General features: G+C 29.2%; 13 protein-coding genes. 1 reads left to right on the top strand and 12 read right to left on the bottom strand.

Features of this window, described 5'->3' with window-relative positions; genetic code table 11:
- Window positions 1-43 precede the first annotated feature (43 nt).
- The 12 genes from R3X25_RS02905 to R3X25_RS02850 all read right to left on the bottom strand — a co-directional run bounded on the left by R3X25_RS02905 (window position 44) and on the right by R3X25_RS02850 (window position 11,662).
- Window positions 44-385, bottom strand: a complete 342-nt coding sequence (locus R3X25_RS02905; protein ID WP_317671673.1) for a DUF4405 domain-containing protein — start codon at window positions 383-385, stop codon at window positions 44-46.
- Between the two features lie 123 nt (window positions 386-508).
- Window positions 509-1,330: a DUF4249 domain-containing protein gene (locus R3X25_RS02900; protein WP_317671671.1), complete on the bottom strand. Its 822-nt coding sequence runs from the start codon at window positions 1,328-1,330 to the stop codon at window positions 509-511.
- Between the two features lie 5 nt (window positions 1,331-1,335).
- On the bottom strand, window positions 1,336-3,693 hold the full coding sequence (locus R3X25_RS02895) for a TonB-dependent receptor (protein WP_317671669.1): 2,358 nt from the start codon (window positions 3,691-3,693) through the stop codon (window positions 1,336-1,338).
- A gap of 157 nt (window positions 3,694-3,850) precedes the next feature.
- Window positions 3,851-4,132 carry a DUF3861 domain-containing protein gene (locus R3X25_RS02890; protein WP_317671667.1) on the bottom strand — a complete coding sequence of 94 codons (282 nt, stop codon included), beginning with the start codon at window positions 4,130-4,132 and terminating at the stop codon, window positions 3,851-3,853.
- 48 nt (window positions 4,133-4,180) lie between these two features.
- Window positions 4,181-4,522 carry a DUF4405 domain-containing protein gene (locus tag R3X25_RS02885; RefSeq protein ID WP_317671665.1) on the bottom strand — a complete coding sequence of 114 codons (342 nt, stop codon included), beginning with the start codon at window positions 4,520-4,522 and terminating at the stop codon, window positions 4,181-4,183.
- Between the two features lie 91 nt (window positions 4,523-4,613).
- Window positions 4,614-5,237 (bottom strand): carboxymuconolactone decarboxylase family protein, encoded by a 624-nt coding sequence (locus tag R3X25_RS02880; RefSeq protein WP_317671663.1) that lies wholly within the window; start codon window positions 5,235-5,237, stop codon window positions 4,614-4,616.
- Between the two features lie 90 nt (window positions 5,238-5,327).
- Window positions 5,328-6,626 (bottom strand): OsmC family protein, encoded by a 1,299-nt coding sequence (locus tag R3X25_RS02875; protein WP_317671661.1) that lies wholly within the window; start codon window positions 6,624-6,626, stop codon window positions 5,328-5,330.
- A gap of 143 nt (window positions 6,627-6,769) precedes the next feature.
- Complete coding sequence (locus R3X25_RS02870; protein ID WP_317671659.1) at window positions 6,770-8,119, bottom strand: MATE family efflux transporter; 1,350 nt, start codon at window positions 8,117-8,119, stop codon at window positions 6,770-6,772.
- Between the two features lie 11 nt (window positions 8,120-8,130).
- Window positions 8,131-8,775: an NAD(P)H-binding protein gene (locus R3X25_RS02865; RefSeq protein WP_317671657.1), complete on the bottom strand. Its 645-nt coding sequence runs from the start codon at window positions 8,773-8,775 to the stop codon at window positions 8,131-8,133.
- Between the two features lie 98 nt (window positions 8,776-8,873).
- Window positions 8,874-9,662 carry a helix-turn-helix transcriptional regulator gene (locus R3X25_RS02860; RefSeq protein WP_317671655.1) on the bottom strand — a complete coding sequence of 263 codons (789 nt, stop codon included), beginning with the start codon at window positions 9,660-9,662 and terminating at the stop codon, window positions 8,874-8,876.
- A gap of 96 nt (window positions 9,663-9,758) precedes the next feature.
- Window positions 9,759-10,691: a helix-turn-helix domain-containing protein gene (locus R3X25_RS02855; protein WP_317671653.1), complete on the bottom strand. Its 933-nt coding sequence runs from the start codon at window positions 10,689-10,691 to the stop codon at window positions 9,759-9,761.
- Window positions 10,692-10,897: 206 nt separating this feature from the next.
- Entirely contained in the window at window positions 10,898-11,662 is a 765-nt protein-coding gene (locus R3X25_RS02850) for an SDR family NAD(P)-dependent oxidoreductase (RefSeq protein WP_317671651.1), read from the bottom strand.
- Between the two features lie 327 nt (window positions 11,663-11,989).
- Between R3X25_RS02850 and R3X25_RS02845 the strand changes: the two genes are divergently transcribed.
- Window positions 11,990-12,364 (top strand): Fur family transcriptional regulator, encoded by a 375-nt coding sequence (locus R3X25_RS02845; RefSeq protein ID WP_317671649.1) that lies wholly within the window; start codon window positions 11,990-11,992, stop codon window positions 12,362-12,364.
- The last annotated feature ends 36 nt before the right edge of the window (window positions 12,365-12,400 follow it).

Genomic DNA, 12,400 nt, shown 5'->3' with positions numbered 1-12,400 from the left:
TCTTTATTATGAAATGCTAAATCAAGTTCAGCATGACTTTATATTAACTTTTACTCTCTAATTGAGACATTAACAATTCAATTTCTTGAATTTTTTCTTTATTCAATGGTTTGTTAAACCCAACAACATAAAGCACACTCATTATTAAAACCATTCCAATTCCAAAAACTAAAACTTTTCTAACACTTAAATACTTTTTAATAGGTTTAAAGTTGAAGTAAATATGAAATCCACCAGAAATGGTCATTAATATTCCAAAGATTTTGTGTACTGGATGCATTTGTAATTGAAACTCAAGACTGTTGAGTACAATCATCATTATTCCTGATGAAGCCAATGCCATTAATGAAACTAATAACGTTATTGAAACTGCTTTTCTAAACATATTTAGTGGGTTTTATTTATACATCAAAACTACTTTATTGATTAGTAAATGATAAGACACTAATTACTTAAAGTATGGTACTTTTCAATGGTTTAATATCTAACCGATGAATTTGGTTTATTTTTAATCAATTGTAATACTGTCTATATCAACCTCACTTAATCTAAAATAACCTAAAACTTCTTCTTCTGAATTATTTATGTTAACGCAATTTCCTTTTAATGCTGCAGGAGTTGTTTGAAACGGACCCTTTTCTCCTAACTGACTTATTAAAATTTCAATATAATTGTAATAATCTTCTGAAATTCCGTGTAGTTTAACTTCTACTTGAACACCCGTTTCTAAATCTTCTTCTTCATATTCCATAAAGAAATTATTTCCATTATAAAATTCATCTTTTGATGAAACTAAAGAAAGTAATGGTTTATGAGACGGAATAAATTCAGCCAAATAAAAGTCTTTTGTAGATTCAGGATCATTATAATTCACTTTTATATTTATTTCATCATTACCCATTCTACTTTCTATACTTTGTGTTATCGAAGAAATTTCTATACCTGAAGTAAATGTTTCAGTTGCTACGTAATGTTCTCCTTCATAATTAATATCTAACGAGTAAGAATCTCCAATTATAGGATTAAAATTATTAGAACTATAAATACCATTCCCTTCATTTTGAAAATCGAAAATTTCACTTGAATTATTATTTGTTATGCTAACAATTGCACCTTCAACAGGAATATCCAATTCATCTGTAAAATATTCAGTAGATTTTGATAATTTAATCTCTTGGTTTTGACCTGTTGTTCCTTTTTCCCATAAAATAGAAGCCTCAACAACTAAACGTTCACCTCCATTTGGTACATCAACATCAACAGTTTCAGTACACGAAACAATTAATAACGTTAAGCAACTAATAACAAGTTTTATATATGTGTTTTTCATAATTTCTAAAATTTAAAATTGTAAGTAACTGAAGGTATAATTCCAAAAATTGAAGTTTGCGTTGCCTCATTAATTCCTGTATCTACATCCTGTCCAAATGTAATAGATGCCGCATTGCTTCGATTGTATAGGTTATAAATACTAAAAACCCATTCTCCTTGCCACTTTCTATTTTTATTTTTTTCAGGAATTAAAGTTGCCGATATGTCTAAACGATGATAAGCTGGCAATCTATCAGCATTTCTTTCAGAATACGTTGGAATTGACAATCCATTATATTGAAATTGACCATTTGGATATGTTGTTGGTCTACCGGTTTGAAAAACAAAATTAGTTCCAAAACTCCATTTATTATTTAATTTATAATTTCCGGTAAACGAAATATCGTGAGTCCTATCATACGATGAATTGTACCATTGTCCATTATTAATTCCTAAACCTCCTATTGATCCTCCATCTGTTTTTTGTTCAGCTTTAGAAAGTGTATACGCTAACCAACCTGTAAATTTTCCTGTGTTTTTTCTTAACATTAACTCTAATCCATAAGATCTAGATTCTCCTGTTAAAATTTGAGTTTCAATATTATTTTGAGCAATTAAATCTGCTCCATCAATATAATCTACTCTATTGTCAACAGTTTTATAATAGGCTTCTGCTTCTAAAGAATAGGTATTGTTATTAAAATTTCTAAAATAACCTACAGCGTATTGATCTGCTAATTGAGGTTTTATATATTCACCACTTGGTGCCCAAATATCTAGCGGTGTTGCTGATGTTGTATTAGAAATTAAATGTAAATATTGAGCCATACGGTTGTAACTTGCTTTTACCGAAGAATCTTCTGTTAATTTATATGAAATTGCTGCTCTAGGCTCAAAATTCCCATACGAAGCAATACTTTCTCCACTAGAATATTCTGTTTCACCTATGGCTTCTGCACTTTCATAAATTCCTAATTGAGAGTTGTAAATAACAGGAGCATTGTTCTCGTAATTACTAATTACTTGATCTCCAACTCTATTAAAATTGCTATAGCGTAATCCATACATTGCTGTTAAGTTATTACTTATTTTATGTTCTAAACTTGCGTAAATACCATTTTCAAAAGCAAACTTATCATCTAAATCTAATCTGTTTATTCCTGAATCTTCATTTAAAGGACTCAACAAACCTGGATTGAATTTATAATGAATTAAACTTGCTCCAAACTTAAATTTTAATTTTTCACTTTTGAAATAACTGAAATCATATTTTAAATTGTAATTGTTAATATCAGACGCCCATTTTAAATCTCTAAAATCGAGTTCCATATCGTAATTATAACGACTGTAGATAACAGAAAGATTAGAAAACAGCTTATCATTAAATATATGATTCCATCTTAAATTTGTAGTTAAATTTCCGTAAGAGTTTGAAAAAGCTTCTGAAATATTGAAATTATCTTGCCCGTAATAACCCGATAAATACAACTTATTATTATCATTTATTTTATAATTCGTTTTAAAATTTAAATCGTAAAAACCTGTACTATTATCATTGTCAGCTAATTTTAAAAATAAATTTACATATGAAGAACGACCAGCAACAATAAAAGATCCTTTATCTTTAATAGTTGGGCCTTCTACAGTTAAACGACTAGAAATTGCACCAATTCCACCTGTAAAACTTAAATTTTTACTGTTTCCGTCTTTTTGTCTAATATCTAGTATAGAAGATACTCTACCTCCAAATTGCGAGGGAATTCCTCCTTTATACAATTTTATATCTTTTACGGCATCATTATTAAATATTGAGAAAAACCCAAATAAATGCGACGAATTATAAATAACGGCTTCATCTAACAAAATTAAATTTTGATCTTCAGCACCTCCACGAACATTAAACCCTGAAGCTCCTTCGCCTGAATTAGTTACACCTGGTAATAATTGAATTGATTTAATAATATCAACCTCACCCATTACAGCAGGAATTTGTTTAATTATTTTAGATGACAATTTAGAAACACTCATTTGAGGTGTTCTTAAATTTACTTTTTTTGATTCACTTGCTGAAATTTGTATCTCATCTAATTGTGAAGCGCTTTCTTCTAATTCAAAATTTATTTTTTTATTTGTTTTTAAATCAACCTGTTTTTCAATAGTTACAAATCCTAAATAAGCTACAACCAAAGTATAACTTCCTTCTTCTGCTGTTAAAGAGTAAAACCCGTATTCATTTGTAACACTCGCAATACTAGTGTTTTTAAAATAAACAGTTGCTCCCATTAAAGTTTCACCATTAAAGGCGTTTTTTATAACACCACTAACGGTATTTTTTTGCTGCCCAAACATTGCGAATGAACTAAAAACTATTAGTAGAAACATTTGAAATACTTTTAAGTGCTTCCTTATCATTTTTTTTATCATATTTATTTAAATTAAGAGTAAAACTTTTCAACTGAAGTATTAAAAAATTATTAAATAAAAAATCTCGAATAGCTATACTTTCGAGATTTTTTAGAACATTAATCAAAAGAAACAATTATTTAACTTTTCTTGAGTCTTTCAATTCCTTCATAAATTTTTTAAAATGTGGCATTAAATTTTTAAACAATGGTTTCTCCTTCTCCTTTAATAGTACGCCTGTAAAAAGCTTTAATCCTATTCCTAATGAAGCAACATCAGTGTCACTAAACTCTGGATGTTGTTCTAACTTTTTTACAATTTCAAAAAGATTATCGTGGCTTTTAGTCTCAAATTCTAATTTTTGATTGTCTAATCTACCTTCTTCAGTTATTTCTTCAACTGTTATTTTATATTTCATATTTTTCTTTATTATGAGATGCTGAAACAAGTTCAGCATGACGTTAAATTAACTTTTACTCTCTAATTGAGACATTAGCAGCTCAATTTCTTGAATTTTCTCCTTGTCTAATGGTTTATTAAAGCCAACAACATAAAGCACACTCATTATTAAAACCATTCCAATTCCAAAAGCTAAAACTTTTCTAATACTTAAATACTTTTTAATAGGTTTAAAGTTGAAGTAAATATGAAAACAGCCTGATATGGTCATTAATATTCCAAAGATTTTGTGTACTGGATGCATTTGTAATTGAAACTCAAGACTGTTGAGTACAATCATCATTATTCCTGATGAAGCCAACGCCATTAACGAAACTAATAGGGTAATTGAAACTGCTTTTCTAAACATATTTGTTATTTTTATTAATACATCAAAACTACTTTATTGATTCGTTTTTATTAAGACACTAATTACTGAAAGCATGGTACTTTTCGAAAGTTTAAATAATTGGTGTTTTTAATTTATTTTGATTTTCATTAGTGTTGTTTTTAAAAGTTTTTTCAAACCAAACTTTTATAATTGCAGCAGGAAGTAACACAAGAACTCCCAAAGCAATACCTAACTCGTTACCCAATTTGCTGCCTTTCATTTTTTGATTTTTAAATCTGCTTACAAAAGCATCTAAAGAAATACCATGAATATTTGCTACCATAATAACTTTTATCATAGCTAATATATCAGCAGCTTTCTGCTCTCCATAATGTTCTACAAAGGCTGAATACGTTTCTTTATCAGGATTTCCTTCAGTATCTGCATAATGTTGAGCAAACATAAGTGCAACAGACTCATCATTATCCAATTCACCTAGTTCACCATTCAGCAACATTTTTATTTCATCTTCTGAAGTACCTGCATCAATTGCATTTTTTGTGTGAACGTAATTACAGTATCTACAGCCATTTACTTCTGTTACGGCTAACATAATTTTCTCGCTAAAAGCTTTACTTACATTTCCGTTTTTTCTTGCTTTACGAAAATCAGAAAAGCTTGCAACAAAAATTTTAAGATGCTTGTAAAAGCTTGCTGGTGTAAATATTCTAGCTTTGAATTCTTGAGCTTCCATTTTCCTTTTTTTGAATTATTAAATACTACTTATTTTGATAAAAACAGCTTCAATCAGAACAAGTTTTCTTGTTCTGATTGAACTAGAATCTTATTTTACAAGTTTACCGTTCAAATAAATACTGGTTTCCATTTCTGTTTTGTATACGATGCCTTCACCAGCAAAACAACAGCGAAGTGCTTGAGTCGCAAATTGATTTGCTTGTGCTTCATCAGCATCACTTTTAACCAAAATTCTTGTTACAACGTCGGTCATTTCTCCTGTCATTGTTGGAGTCATAAAGTTTTCTTGTTTATAATTAAATTGGTGTTCAACACCAAAGTCATCAATTTTAACACCTTTTTTTTGAAAATACATCATGTTTGGAGCAAGTTGGCTCATTAAACAAAATGATGTTCCTAAAGTAAAATACTCCCTTGAGGTTGGTGCTTTGTTAATGCCAACATAACCACGACTATCATCAGAGTATAGTTCCCAAGTTTCGTAATCTGGTGTTAAAGATTTTGCTCTTATTTTATGTAAAAATGGACGCTCTGTATTATTTGCTGATTCTGCAATCCCTATTTCAGAGAAACGCATTTCTTTTGGTGGATTTGTTAAATCCATTTTCATGTCTTTTGGCTCATTGTAATTTATTGTTTGCATTTTTATTGCAGAAGTTGTATTCGAAATAGTGAGTCCATTATCAACAGAAACTGGAGAAGGAATTTGTCCTGGTTTTGCAGCCTTTCCATCCCAATCGTCACCATTAATAATAAATGCTTTGTCAATAGGTGTAGCGTTAGTTAAAGATTCACCAATAGACCAAGCTTTAATTGCCATATCTTTTAATTCTTTAATTTTTTCGGTTGGTTCATTACTTTTAATAACAATATTAGCAACTACTTTATCTGTATAACCCGACCAATCATCAGTCATAATATCTGTCCATCTAAAGAAAATTTCTGTTTCTACTTTTACATTATCTACATCCAATCCCATTATTTGTATACTTCTCTCAACTTGAGTTAGTAAATCTGAAGCTGCACCAGCAGTAAAGTACGTTAACGGATTTGGAGCACTTTGAGGATTACCACCTTCATCACTTGTCATTTGCCAAGCGCTTAAGTTTTCTTCCCCTACAGTTTTCACTACACCTTTTTTAAGAAAAGGTTTTTCCTTGTTTAATAATCTTTTAGATGAGGTTACAACATTTTCAGTAATAGCACCATTAACTGCAGTTGCTTTAGTAGGATAAAATGTTGTAGGTTGGTTGAAATTATCAACTCTTTTTATAACCTTATAATCCTTTTGAATAGGTTTTTCGTTGTTTTGAGCATTAATTGTTCCTCCACTTATTAATAGCGTAAGTAACATAACATATCCGCTTTTGTTTTTTATTGTTTTCATTATTAGTTTTTTTAAATGATTAATTATTTTTTTACTGTTGAAATTTCACATTACAAAGATGTAGTTAAACGAAGCCTGAATAAAGGTTAATAAAACACAATAAATGGTAAATGTGTAACCTGTATTGTTATTACTTGATAAAGTTATCTTACACTTATTTTTTTAACTGTAAGGTTTAGATGGTAATACGATACAATTCCAACTATAATATTTGCAATAAAACCAGCCCAAAACACACCATTAATATTAAATAACTTAGCGCCAAACCAAGCCAATGGAGCATATAATACAAGCATTCTTATCAAGGAAAAAACGGCAGATGGATATGGTTTATTAATACCATTATAGCTAGAAGTACTTAAAATAACCAGTCCTTGTAAACCATAACTAGCACCAATTATATAAAAGTATTTTTTTGTTATTTCAATAACTTCCATATCATTGGTAAAAACTGATGCTATAAAATTTCCGAAAAGTAATAACAAAACAAAAATAATTCCTCCCCAGATTAAGGAAAATACCATAGCGTAATTAAGCGATGTGAAAATTCTTTCAAATTTATGCTTACTTATATTTTGCCCAACAAAAATTATTAACACTGAACCAAGTGACATAATTACCATTAGCGCAAACATTTCAACTCTTGAAGCTACACCAAATGCAGCAACAGCTTCTTTTCCAAATCCAGAAATTATTTTTGTTATAAAACCTATTGAAATTGGTGTTATTAATAAACTAATTGAAGCAGGTATAGCAACATAAATTAATTCTTTCCAAGTTGCTAGAATATCTTTTATTTTTCCTAAGTGAATTGTTAATAATTGTTCTCTTTTTATAAGTACAATTAGAATTAAAACTAAACTTGTTCCTCTAGAAATTACGGTTGCTAAAGCAGCTCCTTTTATACCCATTTCTGGAAATGGCCCGTAACCAAATATTAGTAATGGATCTAAAATACCATTTACAACTCCTGATGCTATCATTAACATTCCTGGTAATTTTGTATCACCAGTTGCTCTTACTATATTATTACCAATCATTGGTATGGTTACAAACGGAACACCTAAAAACCAAATGGTCATATAATCAATAATATGTGGCATTATTTCTGGTTCTGCTCCTAACAATTTAAAAGTGGGTTCGATAGCATTTAAACCTGCAATAACAAATACAATAACAACCGTAATCCCTAATAAAATTGCTCTACTAGCCATTATTTTAACTTCACTACGGTCTGTGGCAATTATATTTCTTGCAATTAATGAACTTGTACCAATTCCAATTCCCATAGAAAGTCCGTTTAAAAACATAATTACAGGAAAACAAAAACTAATAGCTGCTAATTGTTGTACTCCAAGAAGTCCTATAAAATAGGTGTCAATAATGGTAAAAATTACCATTCCCAACATACCTAAAGTCATTGGCCAAGTTAAACTGAATAATTGCTTTCCAATACTTCCTTCAGTTAAATTTTTATTGATTTTTTTAGACATTTTAATTCTTATTATTTAGTACCAACTACCGGAGCTTTTTTAATCCATTTTTTGTTTAAAATTTCAGATAACATAAAATCTGATAATTGATTAGAGTCTACCATTGCTCCTACAAACTTGTGGTTGTCTGCAACAAATTTGCCTTCCACTTTTTCTTTTATTGCGGGAGCTCTTACAACAGTCCAATCTAATTTGCTTTGTTCTATTAAATAGAGTTCCCTGTCTCTTACGTTCATAGTAGATTTAGACGTTTCCATTATTTTTACACGTAAAAGTTTTCTGGCTAAAGGTAAATGCTCATTACTCATTTTTACACCTGCATTTGAAATACTTATCCATCTATTTTGATGGTTCACCTGCATTTGTTTTAATATAAATCTGAATATATTAATGTATTTATCTTCATCATCCTTAGATAGTTTATTATTGAAAGTTGGTTCTATAACCGAAACAACTATTTGAGCACCTTTTAGAGCTTGTTCCAGTGTATTTTTATTAAAATAATTCCCTTCAATTATCTCAATTGAATGAGAATACTCTTGTATTTCTTCTTTGTTTTTAACTAATGCTTTAATCTTTATCCCTTTGGTAAGAGCCTTTTTTATCAGTTTTTTTCCAACCAAGCTTGTTGCTCCTAAAATTGTTATTTGCTTCATCTTTTCTATGGTGAATTTCACCATACAAAAATGAACAAAAGACAACGTAGGAAAAAGGTAAATTAAAGAGGTTGAATGGTAAATGTATAACCTAATATTTACGCTAATGCATTTCTAAATTCAACAGGTGTTAAACTTGTATGCTTTTTAAAATACTTTAGAAAATTAGTAGGCTCATCAAAACCCAACGTAAAGGCAATTTCTTTTACTGAAAGAGACGTAGAAACCAGCATTCTTTTAGCTTCTAAAATTATATAACTATCTATAAAAGCTTTAGCTGTAGTTTTTACAATTTTCTTACACACTTCATTTAAATGTTTGTATGATATAGCTATATCTGACGCGTAAACTTTTGCATCTCTTGTTTTTGAATAATTTTGTTCAACAAGGTGTTTAAATAGATTGAAATATTCTAGTTTTTTATCATCTACTGTATTTGTAGCTAAACTTGTATTTTCATCATTCAACTTTAAAAGATAAACTGTTAATAATGAAGCTATAATATTTGGCAATGAAGACGATTTACTTTGTAATTCTTCTTTTAATTTATTTAGCAAAATTTGATTGTAGTCTGGGTTGTTAATTTTTTCTTGTTTTAGAAAATAATTATACAAGTGATTTATACGTGCAATGGTAGATTGTGCAATGTATTTTTGCATAAATGCTTCTGAAAAAACTACCAAATACCCCTTGTATTTGGCTCTTTGTTCAAAAGCGTGAATTTGCCCTTTTGAAATAACCATAACATCTCCCTTTTTAAGCGTATGAACCTTAAAATCTACAATATGGTTTACTTCACCTTCAGTAATTATTAGAACAGCATAAAAATTTAACCGATGAGGTAAGTAAGGGTTGTGATCTGACGGTTTTAAATCTTCAGTAATCAAGGTTTCAAGTTTGAAGAATTCAAAACCTTTTATTTGCAATTCTTTATCTTTCCAAAAGCTTATTTTAGGTATTTTTTTTAGGTTATCGATAATTTATTAAATTTTTATTTGATATTTTTTTCTTATTTCTTCTCGGTATTGTGATGGGCTTTTACCAACTTCTCGTTTAAAAAAGCGACTAAAGTATGATGTATCTTCAAAATTAAGTGTGTAGCCAATTTCAGCAGTAGTTAATTCTGTATTTGCTAATCTACGTTTGGCTTCAAAAATTATTTCTTGCCGAATGAGTTGTCCGGGTGAATACCCAGTAATTTTCTTAACGGTATCTCTTAAGTGTGTTGTACTAATTCCAATTAAATCGGCATACTCTTTAACAGAACGAATAGTTAGATAATTTTCAGAAACTAATTGTCTAAAATTACGAACCATAACATTGGTAGTATCTAAAATATCTTCGTTTTGTTCTTTTGCATGAATTCGAAATAGGTTTACCAATAATATATGTGTATAAGCACGTAGCATTGTAAGGCTACAATCAGATTTCCGCATATATTCTTCGTTAATTTCTTTCAATAAAACATTTATTTTGGAGAAATTAACCTTGTCAATTTCAACACAAGGAGCTTTACTTAAACTATTAAAAATTGCTAAATCACCTTCGTGATTAAAAGTTGTTGCTAGTGGAATTAAAAATTCTCTAGGAAATAGCAGTACTTTTCCTGCGAGTCCTTTATCAAGTTCCCAAAAATGAATTTGACCTTTAGAAAGAAAATAAAATGAAGGAGTTTTAATTTTGTATGATTCGTAATCAATAATATGTTGTCCCGCTCCTTCTTCTAAAAATATTATTTCATAATAATCATGTCTATGAGGAACTTGAGCTTGAGCTCTATTGGTCATTAAATCAAATTGCGTTATTATAAATGGAAAATTAGGATTTATTGAAAGCGCAGGATGACCATCTTTAATATTTACATACTTATGTGTTTCTGAATAATGATGGAATGGTATATCGTCTTTACTCTGCAAATTACCTTCAATTTTATATTATGATTTAAATTTAAGACAAAATTATTAGGTAGCAAAAGACCTTTGTTAGAATTACATATTTATAGATGGTTAATTTATGAATACTAAAAAAGCCCAAACATTAAAAATGTTTGGGCTTTATATTGTAAATAATCTAGAGACTTATTCTTGTTGTAAAGAATTTACATTCTAATAAGTATCTTAAATTATATTCCCAAAGCTTGTCCACCACCAATTTGGATAGTTTCAGCAGTTATAAAGGAAGCATCTTTACTAGCTAAGAAAGAAATAACAGAAGCAACTTCTTCTGGTTTCCCAATTCTTCCTAATAAAATACTATTAGCCCATGAAGCGAATACTTCTGGTTTAGTTGCTTTAATTTGAGCGTGGAATGGAGTGTCAATTGTACCTGGAGACACTGCATTTACTCTAATTTTGTATTCTGCTAAATCTTTTGCTAATGCTCTTGTAATTGCGTGTACACCTGCTTTAGATGTTCCGTATATACCAGCTCCTGGTCCACCTGCATTCCATCCTGCATTTGATGTATAGTTAATGATTGATGGATTGTCTGATTTTTTTAAGAAAGGAATTGCTGCTCTTGAAGCAAAAAATACTGAATCAAGGTTTAACGCCATTACAAATCTGTAAAACTCTGTAGTCATTTCTTCAAATCTAGATCTTCCACCTAAACCACCTGCATTGTTAACAAGTACATCTATTTGACCATACTTTTCTCCAATTGCAGTAATATTTTTAGTTACAGCATCATCACTTGTAACATCAAAACCAATGTACTCTGCAGAAATTCCTTCTGCTTCAAGTTCTTTAACTCTTTTTGCTCCTTCTTCATCTTCAATACCGTTTAAAACTACAGTATATCCGTCTTGTCCTAATCTTTTAGCTACTTGAAATCCAATTCCACCAGTTGCTCCTGTAACTACTGCTACTTTTTTGTTTAAATTACTCATTACTTTTTTAAATTTTTAAATTAATTTGTATAATATTTAGACTTATTCAAAAGTTAAACAAATAGAATTGTTTCCTGTTTTGTGAGGAATAAATAATGCTATTAATAATATTGAATAAGAAAATTTCTTTGTAGTATTTGAACTAAATAATTTATTAAAACAGATAAAATGTAGTAATTTTAAATTCTGTGTTAATATAAATTAGAATTAGTTTCTTAATGTTATTTTAGATTGTTAATTAAATTTAGGAAGAATATATCTTTTCTCTTATTTATAGTACAAAGATACGATGAAATTATTAATATTGCAACAATGTTACAATAAGAAATGAAAAAAAGACAAACTAAATCTAAAAAAGCCATTTTAGAATGCCTTCAAAACGCTGGAAATTATGGTTTGAGAGCGGATAGTATAGAAGATCAATTGCCACAATTTGATCGTGTTACCATATATAGAGTGCTTCAAAGTTTTGTAGATGATGGAATTATTCATAAAGTAATTTCTGATAATGGTAAGTTTTATTATTTTAAATGTCAAAATTGTGGAGAAGTCCATTACCACCATCACTATCATTTTAAATGTGAGAAATGTGGAAAAGTTGAATGTATGGATAATGAGATAGAAGTTAAAGTTCCTTTAGGTTATACTATTGATAGTGTTAATTTTTGGATAACAGGTGTTTGTAGTAAATGTAAAAAATAAAAAAACCCGGCTATTAGCCGGGTTTTTTTTAATATA

Origin of the sequence: Lutibacter sp. TH_r2 (assembly GCF_033101135.1) — a bacterium.
In the GTDB taxonomy this organism is placed as follows: Bacteria; Bacteroidota; Bacteroidia; order Flavobacteriales; family Flavobacteriaceae; genus Lutibacter.
The sequence above is the reverse complement of the archived record's forward strand: the minus strand, read 5'-3'. Positions and strand labels throughout refer to the sequence as shown.